The organism is Pseudomonas sp. TWI628 (assembly GCF_039673865.1).
In the GTDB taxonomy this organism is placed as follows: domain Bacteria; phylum Pseudomonadota; class Gammaproteobacteria; order Pseudomonadales; family Pseudomonadaceae; genus Aquipseudomonas.
In genome coordinates, this window is the sequence record NZ_JBDJMM010000004.1 from 36773 (window position 1) to 58301 (window position 21529).

Annotated in this window: 15 protein-coding genes; all 15 read left to right on the top strand. The window is 64.8% G+C overall.

The features are described 5' to 3' along the window. Positions 1-4: 4 nt before the first annotated feature. The 15 genes from flgK (at position 5) to pseG (ending at position 21526) form a co-directional block, all read left to right on the top strand. On the top strand, positions 5-2053 hold the full coding sequence (gene flgK, locus ABE528_RS04125; protein ID WP_152958819.1) for a flagellar hook-associated protein FlgK: 2049 nt from the start codon (positions 5-7) through the stop codon (positions 2051-2053). A 13-nt stretch (positions 2054-2066) separates the two neighbouring features. Further along, entirely contained in the window at positions 2067-3638 is a 1572-nt protein-coding gene (locus ABE528_RS04130; protein WP_152958820.1) for a flagellar hook-associated protein 3, read from the top strand. A 117-nt stretch (positions 3639-3755) separates the two neighbouring features. Next, positions 3756-7337 carry a glycosyltransferase gene (locus tag ABE528_RS04135; protein WP_346652291.1) on the top strand — a complete coding sequence of 1194 codons (3582 nt, stop codon included), beginning with the start codon at positions 3756-3758 and terminating at the stop codon, positions 7335-7337. Positions 7338-7777: 440 nt separating this feature from the next. After that, complete coding sequence (gene rfbF / locus ABE528_RS04140; protein ID WP_346652292.1) at positions 7778-8551, top strand: glucose-1-phosphate cytidylyltransferase; 774 nt, start codon at positions 7778-7780, stop codon at positions 8549-8551. Then, complete coding sequence (rfbG, locus tag ABE528_RS04145) at positions 8533-9615, top strand: CDP-glucose 4,6-dehydratase (RefSeq protein WP_346652293.1); 1083 nt, start codon at positions 8533-8535, stop codon at positions 9613-9615. The genes rfbF and rfbG overlap by 19 nt, the downstream gene beginning before the upstream one ends. Beyond that, positions 9612-10172: a dTDP-4-dehydrorhamnose 3,5-epimerase gene (gene rfbC, locus ABE528_RS04150; RefSeq protein ID WP_346652294.1), complete on the top strand. Its 561-nt coding sequence runs from the start codon at positions 9612-9614 to the stop codon at positions 10170-10172. The genes rfbG and rfbC overlap by 4 nt, the downstream gene beginning before the upstream one ends. After that, positions 10169-11392: a class I SAM-dependent methyltransferase gene (locus ABE528_RS04155; RefSeq protein WP_152958823.1), complete on the top strand. Its 1224-nt coding sequence runs from the start codon at positions 10169-10171 to the stop codon at positions 11390-11392. The genes rfbC and ABE528_RS04155 overlap by 4 nt, the downstream gene beginning before the upstream one ends. Before the next feature lie 5 nt (positions 11393-11397). Further along, entirely contained in the window at positions 11398-12258 is an 861-nt protein-coding gene (locus ABE528_RS04160; protein ID WP_152958949.1) for an NAD(P)-dependent oxidoreductase, read from the top strand. Next, the gene (locus tag ABE528_RS04165; RefSeq protein WP_346652295.1) at positions 12248-13342 is read left to right on the top strand and encodes a class I SAM-dependent methyltransferase; all 1095 of its coding nucleotides are present in this window, start codon (positions 12248-12250) and stop codon (positions 13340-13342) included. The genes ABE528_RS04160 and ABE528_RS04165 overlap by 11 nt, the downstream gene beginning before the upstream one ends. Next, the gene (locus tag ABE528_RS04170; RefSeq protein WP_152958825.1) at positions 13339-14073 is read left to right on the top strand and encodes a cephalosporin hydroxylase family protein; all 735 of its coding nucleotides are present in this window, start codon (positions 13339-13341) and stop codon (positions 14071-14073) included. The genes ABE528_RS04165 and ABE528_RS04170 overlap by 4 nt, the downstream gene beginning before the upstream one ends. A gap of 55 nt (positions 14074-14128) precedes the next feature. Beyond that, entirely contained in the window at positions 14129-17032 is a 2904-nt protein-coding gene (locus tag ABE528_RS04175) for a TIGR00180 family glycosyltransferase (protein ID WP_346652296.1), read from the top strand. A 144-nt stretch (positions 17033-17176) separates the two neighbouring features. Then, positions 17177-18178: a UDP-N-acetylglucosamine 4,6-dehydratase (inverting) gene (gene pseB, locus ABE528_RS04180; RefSeq protein ID WP_346652297.1), complete on the top strand. Its 1002-nt coding sequence runs from the start codon at positions 17177-17179 to the stop codon at positions 18176-18178. Further along, positions 18175-19332 (top strand): UDP-4-amino-4,6-dideoxy-N-acetyl-beta-L-altrosamine transaminase, encoded by a 1158-nt coding sequence (pseC, locus tag ABE528_RS04185; RefSeq protein ID WP_346652298.1) that lies wholly within the window; start codon positions 18175-18177, stop codon positions 19330-19332. The genes pseB and pseC overlap by 4 nt, the downstream gene beginning before the upstream one ends. Continuing rightward, on the top strand, positions 19329-20054 hold the full coding sequence (pseF, locus tag ABE528_RS04190) for a pseudaminic acid cytidylyltransferase (protein WP_346652299.1): 726 nt from the start codon (positions 19329-19331) through the stop codon (positions 20052-20054). The genes pseC and pseF overlap by 4 nt, the downstream gene beginning before the upstream one ends. After that, a complete protein-coding gene (gene pseG / locus ABE528_RS04195; RefSeq protein ID WP_346652300.1) occupies positions 20051-21526 on the top strand; it encodes a UDP-2,4-diacetamido-2,4,6-trideoxy-beta-L-altropyranose hydrolase in 1476 nt (491 codons plus the stop codon). Before pseF ends, pseG begins: the two co-directional genes overlap by 4 nt. Positions 21527-21529: the final 3 nt, after the last annotated feature.

Consider the following 21529-nt stretch of genomic DNA (forward strand, 5'->3'; position numbering starts at 1 on the left):
AACCATGGCGAGTCTGATCAATATTGGCATGTCGGGACTGTCGGCCTCCCAGGCGGGGCTGCATACCACCGGCAACAACATCGCCAACGCCGATGTCGCCGGCTATTCCCGCCAGCAGAACGTCCAGCGAGCCAAGGGTTCGCTTCAGGAAGGCCAGGTGTTCATGGGCACCGGCACCACCCTGGGCGATGTGCGCCGGGTGTACAACGCCTTCCTGGATGCCCAGTTGCAGACCGCCACCTCGCTCAACAGCGACAGCACCGCCTACCTGAACCAGGTCACGCCGCTCAACAACTTGCTGTCCGACAGCAACACCGGTATCACCGGTGCGCTGACCAACTTCTTCTCCGCCCTGCAGAGCGCCGCCAACAAGCCGACCGAAGACGCTTCCCGTCAGCTGTTGCTGAGCAACGCCGAGGCCCTGGCCAGCCGCTTCAACAGCCTGTCTGCCCAGTTCAAGGAGCAGAACAGCAACATCAACGGCAACCTCAGCTCGATGACCTCGCGGATCAACGAGCTGACCTCCAGCATTGCGAAGTACAACGATCAGATTTCCAAGGTCTCGGCCAACAGCGGCCAGCCCAACGACCTGCTCGACCAGCGTAACGAGGCGGTGCGCCAGCTCAACGAGCTGGTGGGTGTGCAGACCGTCGAGCGTGACGGCAGTATTGACGTCTACCTGAAGAACGGCCAGTCGCTGGTGCTGGGCAAGACCACCAACAAGATGAGCGCCGAGCCAAGCGCCACCGACCCGACCCAGTTCTCGGTCAAGCTCGACCGCGGCAGCACCACCATGGATGTCACCAGCAGCATCAGCGGTGGCGAAATGGGCGGTCTGCTGCGCTACCGCAGCGACACGCTGGCACCTGCGATGAACGAGCTGGGGCGTATCGCGCTGGTGGTGTCGCAGCAGCTGAATTCGCAGCTCGGTCAGGGCATCGACAAGAACGGTGAGTTCGGTGCGGCGCTGTTTGGCGATATCAACAGCGCCAGCGCCATGTCCGCACGCAGCACGCCGAAGGTTGGCAACACCGGCAGCGCCGCGCTGAACGTGGTCATCCGCGACACTGGCAAGCTGAGCACCAGCGACTACCAGGTGACCTTCGTCGGCCCTGGCACTGACAAGTACCAGGTCAAGAAGCTGCCAGACGGCACCGACATGGGCACCTACAGCACCAACGACGACCCGGCGCCGGTCATCGACGGTTTCAGCCTCGACCTCAAGAGCGGCACTGCGGCGGTGGGCGACAGTTTCAAGATCACCCCGACCCGCAATGCCTCGGCAGAGATCGGCGTGGTGCTCACCGACGCCAAGCGCCTGGCGCTGGCCGCGCCGCTGACCGCTACCTCGGGTGGCGGCAATATCGGTACCGGTGTGATCACCCAGCCCGTGCTGACCTCGGTGCTGGATATCGCCGACCCGGCTCAACGCCAGGACCTGCAGACCGGCATCAAGTATTCCACGCCGGTGCGTCTGGTGTTCGGTGACGAAACCACCTCGCCGCAGAGCTACGAAGCCTTCGATGCCAAGGGCAACAGCATTGGCACAGGCACCTTCGTCCCGGGGCAGAGCAACACCCTGAAGTTCGATGTGCCGATGATCGACTCCGCGGGCAACCCGATCAATGACGCCAGTGGCAACCAGAAGTCGTTCAGCTTCGAGATGGACGTTGCCGGTGCACCCAAGGATGGCGACAGCTTCACCGTGTCGCTGACCGGCGCCGGTTCTTCGGACAACCGCAACGCGCTGTCCCTGCAGGAGCTGCAGACCAAGCAGACCATGGACATTGGTTCGACCAAGGGCATCAGCATCACCGATGCCTACGGCAAGCTGGTGGAAAACGTCGGGGCCCAGGCCAAGCAGGGCCAGATGGACACCCAGGCAACCGGCGTCATCCTGACCCAGGCAACCGGTGCCCGTGATTCGGTGTCCGGTGTGCAGCTGGATGAAGAAGCCGGCAACCTGGTCAAGTACCAGCAGTACTACACGGCGTCGTCGCAGATCATCAAGGCGGCGCAGGAAATCTTCAACACCCTGATCGCCGCGCTTTAAGGAGTCCTGACCCATGCGTATTTCCACGGCCCAGTTCTATGCTTCCAGCGCGGCAAACTACCAGCGCAACTATTCCAACGTGGTCAAGACCAACGAGGAAGCCAGTTCCTTCGTACGGGTCAACACTGCTGCCGACGACCCGGTAGGGGCAGCGCGCCTGTTGCAGCTGGGCAACCAGGCGGACATGCTGGCGCAGTACAAGACCAACGCCACCAACATCACCAACTCGCTGAACCAGACCGAGACCACGCTCAACTCGATCAACACGATCCTGACGCGGGTGAACGAGCTGGCGCTCGAATCGGGTAACGCCGGCTACACCGACACCGAGCGCAAGGCCAAGGCGGCCGAGCTGGGCCAGCTGGAAGACCAGTTGCTGAGCCTGATGAACAGCCGTGACGAGAACGGCCAGTACCTGTTCGCCGGCTCCAAGACCGACACGGCGCCATTCGTGCGCAACGCCGATGGCACTTATTCCTACCAGGGCGACCAGACCCAGCAGGAACTGCAGGTCGGTGACATGCTCAAGATGGCCGGCAACAGCTCCGGCTACAGCGTATTCGAGCAAGCCCTGAACACCAGCCGCACGTCCACGACCATGACCGCTCCACCGGTGGATGATGGCCGGGTGAAGCTGTCCAACGGCCAGGTGTCAGGCAGCGTCACCTACAACGACCGCTTCAGAAGTGGCCAGCCGTACACCATCACCATGCTCAGCAGCACCAAGTTCAGCATCACCGACAGCCTGGGCAACGACGTCACCGCCGAGGCTACCCAGGGTGGCAGCTTCGACCCCAATACTGCGGGTGGTTCGATGGTCAGCTTCCGTGGCGTAGACCTGCGCCTGAACATCAACCTGCAGGATGGCGACAACGCCGACGCCGTGGTGGCTGGCCATACCTTCACCCTGCAGAGCAAGCCGGACACCATCACTGCTACTCGCAGCCCGGGCAACCCGTCGAGCGCCCAGGTGTCGTCGATCAGTGTCACCGACCCGAGCAAGTACAAGGCCATGTTCCCGAGCGGGGGGGCGGTGATCAAGTTCACCAGCGCCACCGACTTCGAGCTGTACGCCCAGCCGCTGACCGCCGACAGCCGGCCGGTGGCCAGTGGCACCATGGCTGGCAACGTCGCCTCGGCCGCGGGCGTGGACTTCACCTTCAGCACCACCCCCCCGCAGCAGTCCGGTGACCAGTACATGGTCAATGTCGACAATCACCAGACCCAGAACGTGCTGGACAGCGTGGCCAAGCTGCGCACGGCCCTGAGTCAGCCGATCGATGGCGACAATGCTGCCTACCAGCAGCTGCGCGCCGACCTGGATTCGGCCATTGCCAACATTCAGAGCGGTCAGGACACCCTCAGCCGCGCCGTCACCGATATCGGTGCGCGAGGCAAGGCGCTGGAGATCCAGCAGAACACCAACGAAAGCCTTAGCATTGCCAACAGCACCACGCAGTCGTCGATCCGTGATTCCGACCCGGCCGAGGTGCTGATCCGCCTTACCCAGCAGAAGACCACGCTCGAAGCTTCCCAGCAAGCGTTCGCGCGCATCAGCCAACTGAGCCTGTTCAACGCATTGTGAGTGCGCCTGTTGCCGTCATCCTCCTCCTGACCGGGGGGAGGGGGCGGTGCGTTGTTTCAACCTGGTAGCGACTGTTCTGAATTCTCCGCGGGCAGTCACCTGTCGAGAGATTTCCTCGTGAGCCAAGCCCCCCTAGTCAGCCTCGTCATCCCCGCCTGTAACCCCGAGTTCTTCCGTGCCGCCCTGGTCGGTGCCCTGGCGCAGGATTACGACAACCTTGAAGTCATCGTCTGCGACGACAGTCGGGGCCCGCAGATCGAGGCGGTGGTCGAGGAGCTGCGCAGCCTTGCCCGCCACCCGCTGGTCTACGTGCGCAACCCGCAACCGCTGGGGTTTGCCGGCAATCTGCAGCAGGGGCTTGAGCAGAGCCAGGGGCAGTACATCAAGTTCCTCTGCGACGATGATCGCCTGATGGCCGATTGCGTTTCCAACCAGGTCCGGCTGTTCGAAGCCCATGGCGATGTCAGCCTGGTCGCGGCCAGGCGCCAGCTGGTGGATGCCGAGGACCATATCCTGCCGCAGCGCCTTGAGACCAGCCCGGTCACCTTTGGCGACACCGTGTTCAATGGCGACGACCTGCTGGATTTCTTCGAGACCCGCCAGCTCAACTTCATTGGCGGGCTCAGTAGCGTGCTGCTGCGCGCCAGCGACCTGCGCGAGTTGCTGCCGGCTCTGGCGCCAGGCTTTGTGGCGCTGCTCGATTTCGTGCTGTTCGTGTGCCTGCTGCGTCGTGGGCACCTTGGGGTGACGGCCGGCGTGCACTGCATGGAACGGGTTCATCCCGACCAGTTGCGTCGCCAGAGCGACGTCAAGGCGGCAGCGGTCGGCGAGGCACAACACCTGCGCGACATGTTCGCGGCCCGCGTCGCCGAGCGCGAGCCATTCTCCGGCTGGGTGCGGGTGCAGATCCTTCGGGGGAATGAGGGGGACGCCCGGCGCAATTGGGAGAACATGTTCCTGGTCCACACCCTGCGCTGCCTGCAGGCGATCCAGGAATCCCATGTTGGTAGCGACAGCGACAGTTTCGCCGAGCTGTACGCCAAGTGGCTGGCCTGTCGCCAGGACCCCCTGGTGCTGGCGCGGCTGATGCGGCTGAGCGAGCACTGGCCGCGTCGCCCGCGCATCGTCCCCGTGGTGATCGACAGCGAAGGCGATGCCCTGGCCCTGCAAATGACACTGGACAGCATCGCCGGCCAGGCCTATGGCGCCGAGGCAACCCTGGTGCTCTCCACTGCGCGCCTTGCGGCTGACCCGGGCAGCCGGGTCGACAGCCAGCCGTTGCAGGCTGACTGGGCCATGCAATTGAACACGCTGGTCGCGCAGCGGGGCGCCGAGGATTGGGTCTACCTGCTGCGTGCCGGCGACCGGCTCAATGCCTTCAGCCTGATGCTGCTGGCCGAGCGGATCGTGTCACGGCCACAGATTGCCTGCTGTTATGGCGATGAAGGCGGCCTGCGCAACGAAGCGTCGGTGGAGCCGGTGTTCAAACCGGACTTCAACCTCGACCTGATGCGCGGCTACCCCTATACCGGTCGCATGCTGGCGTTTTCCTGCGAGGCTTTGCGCACGTTGGGTGGTTTTGCTGCCGGCTACCGCGAACTGGCGCCCCACGACCTGCTCTGGCGCCTGGTTGAAAGCCGCGGCCCGCAGACCATCGAGCACATTCCGGAAGTGCTGGGTGAAAGTGCGTTCAGTTACGCCGCCTGGCTGTCTTCACCGGCAGTGATCGAGGAAAATCCACAGGTACTGGCGGCGCACCTGAAGCGTCTGGGTGTGGCCTATCGTCTGCACAACAGCGGCGGTGCGATCAATCAGATTCGCTACTTGCACGCCTCGCAGCCACTGGTAAGCCTGGTGCTCAGCGCCCAGGATCAATTGCCGGCGCTGGAGCGCTGCCTGGAAAGCGTGCTGCAGAACACTGCCTACGCACATTACGAAGTGCTCGTCGTCGACAATGCCAGCCAGGGCGCGGATACCCATGCCTGGCTGGCTGCCCTGGAGCAGTTGGGCGGCGACAAGTTGCGGGTGCTGAGGCTGAACGAGGAAAGCAGCTTCGCTGCCGTGCAGAACCTGGCCGCGCACCATGCCCGGGGTGAATACTTGCTGATGCTGAGCCCGTTCACCATGGCTACCGAGCCGGACTGGCTCGACGCCTTGCTCAGCCATGGTCAGCGCCATGAAGTTGGCGCGGTTGGCGCCAAGCTGTGCAATGGCCACGGCCTGGTCGTCCATGCTGGTGGCGTGCTGGGCCTGCGTGGCGCGGTGGGCTCCCCGTTCGTCGGTGAGCCGATGGAGGCGGGTGGCTACATGCAGCGTCTGCAGGTGGCGCAGAACTACTCGGTGGTCGGTGCTGACTGCCTGCTGATACGCAAGCAGCTGTTCTTGGAACTGGGCGGTCTCAACGACAGTGTCTTCAGCCTTGCCTTCAGCGATGTCGACCTGGGGCTGCGCCTGGGGCAGGCAGGTTACCTCGTGGTCTGGGCGCCCGATGCGCGACTGATCCTTGATCCTCCAGCAGCGCCAGCGCCCGATCCGCAGCGCGAGGCTGAGCGTCAGGCACGGCTGGTGGAGCAGCATGATGCCTTCTTCCGAGCCTGGATGCCGGTTGTGGCGCGTGACCCGGCCTATAACGTGAATCTGTCGCTCAACGGCTCCAGCTTCTGTCTGGACCCTGGCCTCAAGGCCGCCTGGACGCCCTTTGTCAGCCGCCCGTTGCCGCATGTGCTGGCCTTGCCGATGAACAAGACCGCCGTCGGCCATTACCGGGTGATCCAGCCGGTGATGGAGCTGGAAAAGGCTGGCTGGGTGACCCAGCAACAGTACTTCGAGATTCCCACCAGCATCGAACTGGAGCGTTGCTCTCCGGACGTGGCGATTGTGCAGGGGCGTTATACCGAAGGCTTCGTCAAGGAGATCGAGCGGCTGAAGACGTTCTCCAAGGGCTTCTGCATCTACGAACTGGACGATTACGTGATTGATGTGCCGAAGAAGAACGGCCATCTCAAGCACACGCCAAAAGATCTGGAAAAATCGCTGCGCCGGGGGATCGAGCGTTGTGATCGGCTTGTGGTCTCGACCCAGGCCCTGGCTGATGCCTTGCATGACGCCCACAGTGATATCCGGGTGATGCCGAACATGCTTGCCGAGGAGCTCTGGACCCACTTGCGCAGCCAGCGCCGGACCTCGCGCAAACCGCGGGTGGGTTGGGGAGGGGGTACCAGCCACACCGGCGACCTGGAAGTGATTAGCGATGTGGTCAAGACCTTGGCGAACGAGGTCGAATGGGTGTTCTTCGGCATGTGCCCGCCGGCCTTGCGGCCCTACATCAGCGAGTTCCATCCGCCGGTGCCACTGGAGCTATACCCGGCCAAGCTCGCCAGCCTGAACCTGGACCTGGCCTTGGCGCCGCTGGAGTATCACATCTTCAACGACTGCAAGAGCAACCTGCGCTTGCTGGAGTATGGGGCGTGCGGGTACCCGGTGATCGTCACCGACACCCGTGCCTACGAGGGCTACCTGCCGTGCACGCGAATCAAGACCAACTCGACGGCGGAGTGGCTGGATGCGATTCGCATGCATCTGGCCGACCCGGATGAAAGCTACCGCCTCGGTGACCGCTTGAAGCAGGAGGTGCTACGTGACTATGTGCTGCGCGAAGAGCATGTGCAGCATTGGTATAGCGGCTGGATGCCGAGCTGATTGGGCCTGACTTTGGTTGTGTGACGGCTGTGCGATCGAGCGCCGCCCGCGCGGCGCATCGCGAGCAAGCTCGCTCCTACATTTGTTGCAACGTGCCGAACCTGAAAGGCCATGGTTGCCCGCCTTGGCGAATGGCTGAAGTCTGTGAAGCGGCATCAATGCCCACCTCAAAATCCCGTCATGCCAACAAGGCTGACAACCATGGCCTCACAGGCATGGCCACGTTGCAACAAATGTAGGAGCGAGCTTGCTCGCGATGCGCCGCGCGGGCGGCGCTCGATCTCCCAGTCGCCACCTAACTCACGCCAAACACTTCTCACCACACAACTCACACCCAACAAAAACCCCCAGCTGGCGCGTTTCCTGCAAGCCCCCTGTCATATCGCCATAAATCGTGCAGTCACACGATGGGTGGCCGGTGACGAACAAGAGGGGACAACATGAAGGCGGTAATTCTGGCCGGTGGACTGGGCACACGTATAAGCGAAGAGTCCCATCTCAAGCCCAAGCCCATGATCGAGATTGGTGGAAAGCCAATTCTCTGGCACATCATGAAGCAGTACTCGGCCCACGGTATCCATGACTTTGTGATCTGCCTGGGCTACAAGGGCTATGCGATCAAGGATTTCTTCGCCAACTACTTCCTGCACACCTCGGACGTCACCTTCGACATGCGCGCCAACCGCATGGACGTGCACCAGAACTACAGCGAGCCATGGCGCGTCACCCTGGTCGACACCGGTGAAGAGACCATGACCGGTGGCCGCCTGCGCCGTGCCGCACGCTACCTGGAGGGCGAAAAAGCCTTCTGCTTCACCTATGGCGACGGCGTCTCGGACCTGAACATCGGCGCCCTGGTGGATTTCCATATGGCCCATGGCAAGCTCGCCACGGTGACCGCCGTGCAGCCCCCAGGGCGCTACGGCGCGCTGGAGCGCGACGGTGAGCAGGTGCGCGGGTTCGTCGAGAAACCCCGTGGCGATGGCGGCTGGATCAACGGCGGCTTCTTCGTGCTGTCGCCCAAGGTGATCGACTACATCGACGACGATCAGACGTCCTGGGAGTCCGAGCCGCTCGCCCGGCTGGCCGCAGCGGCGCAGCTCAATGCCTTCCAGCATGACGGCTTCTGGCACCCGATGGACACGCTGCGCGACAAGAACCACCTGGAGCAGCTCTGGCTAAGCGGGGAGGCACCATGGAAGCAGTGGGACTGAGCCCGGCATTCTGGCAGGGCAAGCGTGTCCTGCTGACCGGCCACACCGGCTTCAAGGGCAGCTGGCTGGCCCTTTGGCTGCGTGAACTGGGGGCGCAGGTCACAGGCTTTGCCCTGGACCCGGGAACCGAACCCAGCCTGTTCGAGCTGGCCCAGGTGGGCCGCGAGATCACCGATGTACGCGGTGACCTGCGCGACCTGGGCGCGCTGCTCGAAGCCGTGGCCGACGCGCAGCCTGAAATCGTCCTGCACCTGGCGGCGCAGCCGCTGGTGCGTGAGGCCTATCGCGACCCGCTGGGCACCTACTCCAGCAATGTCATGGGCACCCTCAACCTGCTGGAAGCCATACGCCAGGTCGGTGGCGTGCGCGCCTGCGTGCTGGTGACCACCGACAAGGTCTATGCCAACCAGGAATGGCCCTGGCCCTACCGCGAGAATGAAGCCCTTGGCGGGCACGACCCGTACAGCAGCAGCAAGGCCTGCTGCGAGTTGCTGGCGCAATCCTATGCCGCTTCGTTCTTCCCGGCAGTCAAACATGCCGAACACGGCCTGGCGATGGCGACCGCACGCGCCGGCAATGTGCTGGGCGGTGGCGACTTTGCTGCCGACCGGCTGATCCCGGACGTACTCAAGGCCTGGTCGGCGGGTACGCCTGTGACCCTGCGCTATCCGCAGGCCGTGCGCCCCTGGCAGCACGCCCTGGAGCCGCTGGCCGGTTACCTGCAACTGGCCGAGCGCCTGTATCGCCAAGGCCCGGCTTATGCGGGTGCCTGGAACTTCGGGCCCGGTGAACAGGACATGTGCAGCGTCGGCGAGGTGGTGGCGCATCTCGCCCGCCAGTGGCCGGCGGCGCCGGGCATGCAGGTCGAGCCGAGCGAGCTGCACGAAGCCGGCCTGCTGCGCCTGGACAGCTCGCGTGCGCGACAGCTGCTGGGCTGGCGCACGCGCTGGTCGCTGCACGATTGCCTCAAGCACACCCTGGACTGGCACCTGGCCTGGCAGCGCGGCGACAACATGCGCGCGTTCACCCTTGGCCAGCTGAACCTCTACGCGGAGTTGTCGTGACTGATCTGCTGCTGCATGCCTTGCCCCTCGACGGCCTGTTCAGTGTCCAGCACAAGCGCCACGGCGATGCCCGCGGCCAGTTCGCCCGGCTGTTCTGCGAAACCAGCCTGGGGGCATTGGCGGCGCCGTTCCATGTGCGCCAGATCAACCATTCGCATACCGTCGGCCAAGGCAGCGTGCGCGGCCTGCACTACCAGCTCGGTGATGCGCCGGAAGCCAAGCTGATCACCTGCCTGAGCGGTGAGGTCTGGGATGTGGCAGTGGACCTGCGCCAGGGCTCGCCGACTTTTCTGCACTGGCACGCCGAGCACCTGCGGGCCGGCGACGGCCGCAGCCTGCTGATTCCGGCCGGCTTTGCCCACGGTTTTCAGGTGTTGAGCGACGAGGCCGAACTGCTCTACCTGCACAGCGCCGACTATGCCCCGGGGCGCGAGGGCGGGTTGTCGGTGCACGATCCAAGGCTGGCCATCACCTGGCCGCTGGCTGTCAAGAATCTGTCAGCCCGGGATGCCGAACATCCCTGGTTGGCCCCATCGTTCACCGGAGTCTGTCCATGAATTGCCGTGGCTGTGGTACCTGCCTGAGCCTGCCCCTGATCGACCTTGGCACCGCGCCGCCGTCCAACGCCTATCTGCGCGCCGAGCAACTGGCCGCGGCTGAAGCCTGGGTGCCGCTGAAGGTCGCGGTGTGCGAGCAGTGCTGGTTGGTGCAGACCGAGGACTACACCCGCGCCGATGCGCTGTTCGATGCCGACTACGCCTATTTCAGCTCCTACTCCAGCTCTTGGCTGGCCCATGCCCGCGAGTACGTGGCGCAGATGGTCGAGCGCTTCGGCCTGACCCCGCAAAGCCGGGTAGTGGAGATCGCCGCCAACGATGGTTACCTGCTGCAGTACGTGGCCGAACGCGGTATCCCCTGCCTGGGCGTGGAGCCCACCCGCAGCACCGCCCAGGCGGCGCGCGAAAAAGGGCTCGAAATCCGCGAGGTGTTCTTTGGCCAACAGGCTGCCGAGGCGCTTGCGGCCGAGGGCTGGTCGGCCGACCTGATGGCGGCCAACAACGTGCTGGCCCATGTACCGGACATCAACGACTTCCTGCGCGGCTTCGCCACCTTGCTCAAGGCCGATGGTGTCGCCACGTTCGAGTTCCCGCACTTGCTCTGCCTGATGGCCGAGCATCAGTTCGATACCCTGTACCACGAGCATTACTCCTACCTGTCGCTGACGGCGGTGAACACCCTGTGCCTGCGCAACGGCCTGGAAATCTTCGATGTCACCGAACTGCCGACCCATGGCGGCTCGCTGCGGGTGTTCGCACAGCGCGCTGGCGGCCCGCAGGTTCGACGCGCCAGTGTCGATGACCTGCTCGGCATCGAGGCGGGGGTGGGGGTGACCACGGCAGCGTTCTACAACACCCTGGCGCCGGCCGCCGAACGCATCAAGCACCAGCTGCTGCGCTTCCTGCTGCAGGCCAAGGCCGAAGGCAAGCGTGTGGTCGGCTACGGCGCGGCGGCCAAGGGCAACACGTTGTTCAACTATGCCGGGGTCAAGCCTGACCTGCTGGCCTGGGTGGCCGACGCCAACCCGCACAAACAAGGCAAGTTTCTGCCGGGCAGCCGCATTCCAGTGGTGGCCCCCGAGCGGCTGGCCATCGAGCAACCGGACTACGTGCTGGTGTTGCCCTGGAACCTGCTCAAGGAAGTCAGCGAGCAGCAGGCGCAGGTCCGTGAATGGGGCGGGCGCTTCGTCATCGCCGTGCCGGAGCTGACCGTCCTGTGAGCCGCATGAACGTGCTGGTTACCGGCGCCAGCGGTTTTGTTGGCCGGCACCTGGTCGGTGCGCTTCTGGCGCGCGGCCATCAGGTGCGTGCCGTTGCGCGCCACGTGGAAGCTGCCCAGGCGCTGCCGTGGTTCGATCAGGTCGAGTTCATCTGCGCCGATGTCCATGACCCGCAGCTGGACGTCGCTGCGCTGTGTGAAGGTATCGATGCGCTGGTGCACCTGGCCTGGCCCGGCTTGCCGAATTACCAGGGGTTGTTCCACTTCGAGCACAACCTGATGGCCGACTACCGGTTCATCCAGCGTGTGGTGCACGCGGGCGTTGCCCAGGTGCAGGTCACCGGCACCTGCCTGGAATACGGCCTGCAGGACGGCGCGCTGGGCGAGTCACTGGTCTGCCAGCCGGGCAACCCCTATGGCCTGGCCAAGCACAGCCTGCGCCTGTTCCTCGAAAGCCTGGCCCGGCAGCAGCCGTTTACCTTGCAATGGGTGCGGCTGTTCTACCTGTTCGGCGAAGGCCAGAACCGCAACAGCCTGCTGGCGGCGCTGGACGGCGCCATCGACGCCGGCCTGCCGCGTTTCGACATGTCGGGCGGTGAACAGCTGCGCGATTTCCTGCCCATCGAAACGGCCGCGGGTTACCTGGCCGGGCTGCTCGATCAGCGTGATTTCAGCGGCGTGGTCAATTGCTGCAGCGGTCAGCCGATAGCCGTACGCACCCTGGTCGAAGCGCATATCGCCAAGCGCGGCGCGCAGATCGCGTTGAACCTGGGGCATTACCCCTATCCGGCCCACGAACCCATGGCGTTCTGGGGCGATGCCCGCCGGCTGCGGGCGCTCTTGGGAGTAGCTTGTGATGAAGCATGAGTTGTACCGCGCCACCGGCTTGCCGGTGTTGCAGAACCGCACCTTTGCCGATGCGGCGTCGGCCCGCGCCTCGGCCAGTGCCGACATGCGCCTGGTGCAGGATGCTCGCACCGGCCTGGTCTACAACGACGCCTTCGACGCCGACCAGCTCAGCTATGACAGCGACTACCAGAACGAGCAGGGCCACTCGGCGCGCTTCCAGCGCCACCTGGACGACGTCGAAGGTGTGATCGCCCGGCATTTCAAAGGGCGCAGCCTGATCGAGGTGGGCTGCGGCAAAGGCTGGTTCTTCGAGCTGCTGCGCGAGCGTGGCTATGCCGTCACCGGCATCGACCCGGCGTACGAGGGCGACAACCCGGGCGTGGTCAAGGCGCCGTTCACCCGTGAGCTCGATCGCCGGGCCGAGGGCATCGTGCTGCGCCATGTGCTTGAGCACATCCAGGACCCGGTCGCGTTCCTGGCCGCCATCGCCGACGCCAATGGCGGGGCCGGGCAGATCTACATCGAGGTGCCATGCCTGGACTGGATCATCGAGCACAAGGCCTGGTTCGACCTGTTCTACGAGCACGTCAACTACTTCCGCCTGGACGACCTGCGCCGCCTGTTCGGCACGGTCGCCGAGGCCGGGCACCTGTTCGATGGCCAGTACCTGTACGTCGTCGCCGACCTCGCCAGCCTGCGTACCACGCTGGAACCGGGGCCAACCCTGACCCTGCCGGCCGATTTCAGCGCCAGCCTGGAGCACGCCGTGGGCATCGTCCAGCGCGACGCCGGGCGCGGCTCGGCGATCTGGGGCGCGTCGTCCAAGGGCGTGATCTATTCGCTGTTCCTGCAACGCGCCGGCGCGCCGGTGGACTGGGTGATCGACATCAACCCGGCCAAGCAGGGCCGTTACCTGCCGCTCAGCGGCGCCCGGGTGAGCTCGCCGCAGGAGGCGCTGGACGCCTTGCCTGACGGTGCGCACCTGTTCGTGATGAATTCCAACTACCTCGATGAAATCCGCCGCATGACCGCTGGGCGCTTCACCTACCACGCCGTCGACAGCGCTGATTTCACACACCTGCCAACCGAGACCGCACAATGACCGACTCGCCGATCAAGGCCTTCGAAGCCGAATGCACCGCGCAAATCGCCGCCCAGGGTGAAGACCAGGCGCTGCAGCAAGTATCCCGTGACTTCTTCAACAAGTCCGCTGCGCACAAGTACACCTACCACTTCTCCTGGATGGGCCGGCCGATCATCCAGCTGCCCCAGGACATGATGGCCATGCAGGAGATCGTCTGGCAGGTCAAGCCGGACCTGATCATCGAGTGCGGCATCGCCCACGGCGGTTCGATCCTGTACTACGCATCCTTGCTGGAACTGCAGGGCCATGGCGAAGTGCTGGGCATCGACATCGACATCCGCCCGCACAACCGTGAGGCCATCGAGGCGCACCCGATGAGCAAGCGCGTGCGCATGATCGAAGGTTCGAGCATCGACGCCGGCATCGCCGCGCAGGTCAGGGCGCTTGCCGAAGGCAAGAAGGTCATCCTGGTGCTCGATTCCAACCACACCCACGACCACGTACTCAAGGAGCTGGAGCTGTACGCGCCGCTGGTGGCCGTGGGCAGCTACTGCGTGGTGATGGACACCGTGGTCGAAGACATGCCGGCCGATTTCTTCCCCGACCGCCCGTGGGGCCATGGCGACAACCCCAAGACCGCGGTCTGGGAATACCTCAAGGGCAACGACAGCTTCGAGATCGACTACCAGCTGCAGAACAAGCTGCTGGTCACCGTGGCACCGGACGGCTACCTGCGCCGGGTTCGCTGAGACACTCAACAACGGTTCGATTTCTTCGGCGGCAACGCCAATGGTGGTGAAGACTATGCAAGGCAATTTCTCGGCAGACCAGGCAGCCACGCTGCGCGAGCGGTTCACGCTGGTACTGATGACGCACAACCGGCCGGCGTTCCTGCAGCGCACGCTGCAGTACTACAGCGACTACCCGTGCTCGATCCTCGTGCTGGATTCCTCGACCGAATCGGCCGCGGCGATGGCAGCTGGGTACCCGGGCGTCGAGTACCTGCACCTGCCACAGTTTTCCTACCTGGGCTTCCAGGCCAAGCTGACCTATGGCGTGAACCGGGTGAGCACGCCGTTCATGGCCTTCGCCGCCGATGACGACTTCCTGGTGTTCGACGGGCTGAACCAGTCGCTGGACTTCCTTGAGGCCAACCCTGACTACGGCATATGCCATGGCTACTGCCTGAACTACCTGGCCGAAGCCACCCGGGTGAACTATTACCGGCGCAACAAGAAGGTCCGTGAAGACTACGACGCCCCGCGCGCCGAGCAGCGCCTGCTGGATTACATGGGCGAGTTCCTCCCGCCGTTTTTCGCCGTCACCCGTACTGCGCTGTTGCGCCAGTGGTTCGAGTTACTGCCAGAGGGCACCAGCTTCGAGTGGCAGGAAATCGGCCATGTGTACTTCCTGCTGACCAACGCCAAGGCGCGGGTGCTGCCGATCGCCTATGCCGTGCGTGAAACCAACTACGGTGTTTCCGAGCACAAGACCGAGGTCATTCATGTGCTGGCCTTCACCGACCCCAAGTCGGTGGCAGAGCGCGAACAGTTCGCCGACTTCCTCGCCGGCCTGCCGACCGCTATCGAGGGGCTGGACCATGCAGCACGGCGTCAGCTTGCCCTGGACAGCTTTGCCGCCATGGCCGAGGGCCTGTTCAAGGGCCGCGCGGTGACCCTGGACCTGGTCTGGGGGTCTGCCTGGAACGACCCGCTGAAGCCGCCGGTACGCACCTTCGAACCGAGCCAGTATGTCGAGATGCCGTTCTACAACCAGGCGTTCTTCGATCAGCTCACAGCGTTCGAATTCCTGATCCATGCCATGCCGGCTGGTCGCTTGCAGTTGCAGCAACTGGAACCGCTCCTGCTGCGCCAGGAGCAACTGTTGCAGGCGCATGTCAGCGACACCCCGGGCACCGTCGGCAGCCGCCTTTGGGCTGCCTTGGAGCACAACGCCTTCAACCGCGAGGTAGTGCGTCGCCTGGCCGTGCACCTGCGCGACACCAATGAGCTCGAACAGAGCGAGGCGCTGTTCGCCTGGCTGGCGCGCCTGGAAGGCGTGCTGAAGCAGAGCGGCCGCGAACTGCTCGGTAGCATGCAGTCGGGCCGCCTGCTCGACTGGCTGGAGGCGCGCAAGCCGGATGGTGATGCAATGGCCGCGATCGACGAACACCTGGCGTTGCACCAGGGCGGCCCTCAGTTTGGCATCCTGCTGCTGGACCTGGACAACAACCAGGTCGCGCTGCAGGACACCTTCGACAGCCTGCTGGCCGGCCTGAGCAAGGCGTTCCGGATCATGGTCTTCACCACCGGTGAACCACCGATGGTCACTTCGTTGCACAACACCCTGCATTTCATCAAGGTCAGCCGCGAGGATTATGTCGAGCGTATCAACCAGCTCGCCCGGCAGTCTTCGTGCGAATGGCTGCTGCTGGCCGAGGCCGGTGACCGTTTCACCGCGACCGGTCTGTTGCGCGCCAGCCTCGAACTGCTCAACGCGCCGGATTGCCGTGCGGTCGCGGTCGACGAGATCCAGCAGCAGGCTGATGGCGCCTGGCGTGAACTGCTGCGTCCGGGGGTCAACCTGGACCTGCTGCAGACCAACCCCGCGCTGATGGCCCGCCATTGGTTGCTGCGTCGGGAGGTGCTGGTGGAGGCGGGTGGCTTCGACAAACAGTACGGCCAGGCGCTGGAGTTCGACCTGCTGCTGCGTCTGATCGAGCGTGGCGGCCTCAACGGCCTGGCCCACCTGGACGAGCCATTGCTGATTACCCCGGCACCGCAAGCCTCGGCCAGCGAGCATGCCCGCCAGGCCCTGATCCGGCACCTGGCGAGCCGTGGCTACAAGGCCCAGGTCAGTACCCCGGTGGCAGGGACGTTGCGTATCGACTATCGGCATGTCGAGCGGCCGCTGGTGAGCATCCTGCTGCGCAGTCAGGACAACCTGGACGCGCTGCAGCGTTGCCTGAAGAGCATCCTGCAGCGCACCCGCTATGCCCGCTACGAGGTGCTGATCGCCGACAACGCCAGCCAGTCGCCGCAGCTGCTCGAATGGCTGGCGCAACAGCCGCAAGAGGGTGGCAAAGTGCGCGTGCTGCAAAGCGCCGAGCGCCTGAGCCCGGCGGCACTGTGCAACGCTGCCAGCGGCGAGGCCAAGGGCGACTACCTGGTATTGCTGGCATCGGATGCCGAAGTGGTCAATGCCAACTGGATCGAGGCACTGCTGAACCAGGCGCAGCGCCCGGAAGTTGGCGTGGTCGGTGCCAAGCTGCTGGATGCTGACGGCAAGCTCGCCCAGGCCGGCTTGCTGCTGGATGCCGATGCTGGCGTCACGCCTGCGTGCGCCGGTGAGGCGGGCAATGCGCCGGGCTACCTGAACTGCCTGGCCGTCGAGCAGAACCGCCCGGCAGTCTCGGCGAGCTGCCTGATGGTCCGCCGCGAGGTGTACCAGGCCCTGGAAGGCCTGGATGAAACCACCTTCGCCGAGGCCTTTGGCGATGTCGACCTGTGCCTGAAAGCAGCCGCAGCCGGTCTGCTGACGGTCTGGACCCCGCAGGTGCAGGTGATTCACTCCGGCCAGGTGGCCACGGACCCGGCGGCGCTGGCGGCGCTGCGCGCCAAATGGTCGGCGCAGTGGCCGGGCGCTGCTCTGGGCCAGGTACTGGCGCCGAGCAAGGCGGCGCTGGACTGGGTCGGGCTGATCGGCTGAAGCGGCGGGTTGCGGGGCTGGCCTGTATCTTGCTTCGAGCTGGGATACAACGCGCGCGAGTCAGAAATTTGTAGGCTGCGCGCCCGCCTGACCCTGCAACCGGGTGCCGTCGCCAGTCGATGGCGCTGCCCCTAGGATCGACGTATGTTCGACGACAAGTCCATTTTCATCTCCGGAGGAACCGGGTCGTTCGGGCGCCGCTTCATCGAGCGGCTGCTTGAGGCCTACCGACCGCGGCGCGTGGTGGTGTTCTCCCGTGACGAGCTGAAGCAGTACGAAATGCAACAGCGCTTCAATGCGCCGTGCATGCGCTACTTCCTCGGCGATGTGCGTGATGCCGAGCGTGTGCGTCAGGCCATGCGCGGTATCGATTATGTCGTCCATGCCGCGGCGCTCAAGCACGTGCCCGCCGCCGAGTACAACCCCACCGAATGCATTCGCACCAACGTCAATGGTGCTGAAAACATCATTGCCGCAGCAATCGAGAACGGTGTGCAGAAGGTCGTTGCATTGTCCACCGACAAGGCAGCCAGCCCGATCAACCTGTATGGCGCGACCAAGCTGCTGTCCGACAAACTGTTCGTGGCCGCCAACAATTTCGCCGGGCAGCAGGATACCCGTTTTGCCGTGGTGCGTTATGGCAACGTTGCAGGCTCCAGGGGCTCGGTGGTGCCGTTCTTCAGGCGCCTGATCGAAGAAGGCGCCCGCGAACTGCCGATTACCGATCCGCGCATGACGCGCTTCTGGATCACGCTCGAGCATGGTGTGCAGTTCGTGCTCGACAGCTTTGCACGCATGCACGGTGGCGAAGTGTTCGTACCGAAGATCCCGTCCATCCGTATCGTCGACCTGGCCAGTGGCATGGCCGGGCACTTGCCGCAGAAAGTGGTCGGCATACGTCCGGGGGAAAAGCTGCATGAATTGATGATCCCGCTGGATGATGCGCGGATGACCGTGGAGTTTGACGATCATTTCACCATCGTGCCATCGATCCGGTTCAACCATACGGATGTGGATTTCGCAGTCGATCGTGTCGGTGAAACCGGGCGCTGGGTTACCGAGGACTTCGAGTACCGTTCCGATACCAATACCGCCTTCCTTACCAAGGACCAGCTGGCAGACCTGCACGCAGGGCTGCCAGCTTGATTCCCTACGGCCGGCAGAGCGTCGATGCGTCTGACATTGCCGCAGTGGTCGAGGTGCTGCAGTCTGACTGGTTGACCCAGGGGCCGCTCATCGAGCGCTTCGAGCAGGCGATTGCCCAGCGTTGTGGCGCTGCGCACGGGGTGGCTGTGTGCAATGCCACCGCCGGGCTGCACCTGGCCTGCCTTGCCGCCGGCCTTGGCAGCGGAGACTGGTTGTGGACCAGCCCGATCAGTTTCGTTGCGTCGGCGAACTGTGGGCGCTACTGCGGCGCCAGCGTGGATTTCGTCGATATCGACCCGCGTACCTGGACCATCGATGTCGCCGCGCTGGCACTGAAACTTGAGGGCGCAGCCCGGCAAGGGCGGCTGCCCAAGGTGGTGGTCGCCGTGGCATTCGCCGGTCAGAGCGCCGACATGTGTTCGCTCGCCGGGCTGGCCCGTCGCTATGGCTTCACGCTGATCGAGGATGCCGCCCATGCGGTTGGCGCGCGCTATGCTGGCAAGTCGGTGGGTTGCGGCGAATTCGCCGACATGACGGTGTTCAGTTTCCATCCGGTGAAGATCATTACCACAGGCGAAGGCGGCATGGTCCTCACCAATCGTGGCGATCTGGGCCAGCGCCTGCGCCTGCTGCGCAGTCACGGTATCACCCGTGACGCCGGCCAGATGAGCGAAGACAGCCATGGTGCCTGGTACTACCAGCAGCTCGAACTGGGGTTCAACTACCGCATCACCGATCTGCAGGCTGCCCTGGGGCTTTCCCAGTTGGCGCGGCTGGATGATTTCCTGGCTCGTCGTAGAGCGTTGGCGGCCCGCTACCAGGCGTTGCTCGCGAACCTGCCGGTGAGCCTTCAGGCGCCCCAGCCGCAGGCCGAATCCGCCTGGCACCTGTTCGTGGTACGCTTGCAGGTCGATCGCATACGGCGCTCGCACCGGGAGGTCTTCGACGGGATGCGGGCGGCGGGGGTCGGGGTCAATCTGCATTACATTCCCATCCATTTGCAGCCCTATTATCGCGAGCTGGGTTTCAAACCCGGGGACTTCCCTCAGGCCGAGGGTTACTACGCAGGCGCCTTGAGCCTGCCGATGTATCCGGGCCTGAGCGAGGCACAGCAGGATCATGTGGTCGACAGCCTGCGCGGGTTGCTGACATGACTGAGCGCAGGGAAAACAACGTCGCGATCATTCCGGCCCGGGGCGGCAGCAAACGGATCCCGCGCAAGAACCTCAAGACCTTTGCCGGGCTGCCGATCATTGCCCATTCGATCCGTGTGGCACTCGCCAGCGGCTTGTTCGATCAGGTGGTGGTCAGTACTGACGACCCGGAAATCGAGGCGGTGGCACGGGAACATGGCGCGCAGGTGCCGTTTCGTCGCCCCGCGCACCTGGCTGACGACCATGCGACCACCCATGCGGTGGTCAGCCATGCCCTGGAGGTGCTGACCCGCCAGGGCCAGGTGCTGACCCATGCCTGTTGCATCTATGCCACTGCGCCTTTCCTGCAGCAGCGTTTCCTGCACGAGGGGCTGGCGCTGCTGCGCCAGCACCCTGAGCGCGCTTTCGCCTTTTCGGTGAGCGGTTTCGGCTTCCCTGTCCAGCGGGCGCTGACCCTGGATGCCGAGGGCGCGTTAGTGCCCCTGAATCCGCAGTTCCGCGAGACCCGCTCGCAGGACCTGGCGCCGGCCTACCAGGATGCCGGCCAGTTCTACTGGGGGCGGGTGGAGGCCTGGTTGCAGAACGAGGTCCTTTATTCCGAACGCAGCTTGCCAGTGATCATCCCCCGGCACCTGGTGCAGGACATCGACACCGAGGACGACTGGCTGCGCGCGCAGTACCTGTACGCAGCGCTCAAGGCCGGAGGGGAGCTGGACTCATGAAGGTGCTGATCCGGGCTGACGCGTCCTCGTCCATCGGGATTGGTCACACGGCGCGTTGCCTGACATTGGCCCAGGCGCTGCGTGCGCAGGGGGCGCAGGTCAGTTTTGCCTGTTGCCTGCTTGACGGCCACCGCCGGGTTGCCATCGAGCAGGCGGGGTTCGAGGTCTTTGCCTGGCGGCAACCCGAGCAGGTGCCGGGCATCGAGCACTGGGCGGCGGACATCGCCGCGCTGCGCGCCGTATTGCCGGCGAATGCCGGGTTCGACTGGGTGATCGTCGATCATTACGCCCTGGATGCGCGCTGGGAGCAGGCTGCCCGGGCATTCGCCCGGCGTATCGCAGTGATCGATGACCTGGCCGACCGTGATCACGCGGCCGACCTGCTGCTGGATCAGAATTTCGGCGCCAGCGAGGCGCGTTACGCAACCCGCCTGACAGCGGCCTGTCGGCGTTTGCTGGGGCCACGCTATGCGCTGGTCCGGCCTGCCTTCCAGGGCCCGGCGATTACCCCGCCGCCGCAGGCGCGACGGGTGCTGGTCAGCTTTGGTGGTTTCGACGTGGCAGGCATGCTGCCGCGCACCTTGCAGGCGCTGGCCGGGCTGGAGGGGCTGCAGGTGACCTGCATCGCCGGGCTCGGCAGCGCCCAGGGCGAAGAGTTGGTCCGGCTATGCGCCGGGCGGGAGGGCTGGGAGCTGCATGACTATGTCGATGACATGCCGGCGCGGATGGCGGCGGCAGACCTGTTCATCGGCGCCGCCGGCGGCACCACCTGGGAGCGCGCCGCGCTGGGTTTGCCGAGCCTGTGCGTGAGCGTGGCGGACAACCAGCGGGGCGCTGCCGAAGCCATGGCCCGGGCGGGCATGCACCTCTACCTGGGCGATGCCGAGCAGGTCGACGTGCCGGCGCTGCGCCAGGCGATCGCCTTGCTGCTGGGTAACCAGGGGCTGCGCCAGAGTTTCGCCGAGCGCAGTCGTTCTCTCGTCGATGGCCGCGGTGCGCAGCGCGTGGCGGTGGCCCTGCTGGGCGAGCACCTGGTGCTGCGCCCGGCCCGTACTGAAGATGCACGGCTGTTGTTCGACGGGCGTGACGCGCCGGAAGTACGGCGTCGTTCGCAGCAGGGGCAAGCGCTGCACTGGCCCGAACATCAAGCCTGGCTGGCTGCGACCCTGGCCGACCGGCAGCGGCTGCTGTTGATCGCCGAGAGCGCCGACGGACCGGTCGGCAGCGTGCGCTACGACCGCTTGCCGGGGCAGCGTGCACGGGTGTCGCTGTACCTCTTCGCGGGGCGTTTCGGGCTGGGCTGGGGCAGGGCGCTGCTCGCCCGGGGCGAGGCTTGTGCACGCCAGCGATGGCCGGACCTGCAGGCGATCGAGGCCCAGGTGCTACCGGACAATCAGGCGTCATTGCAATTATTCGCGGGTGCCGGTTTCGTGCAGTCGCCGTGCTCGTTCGAGCGGGTTTTCCAGGAGTAGCCC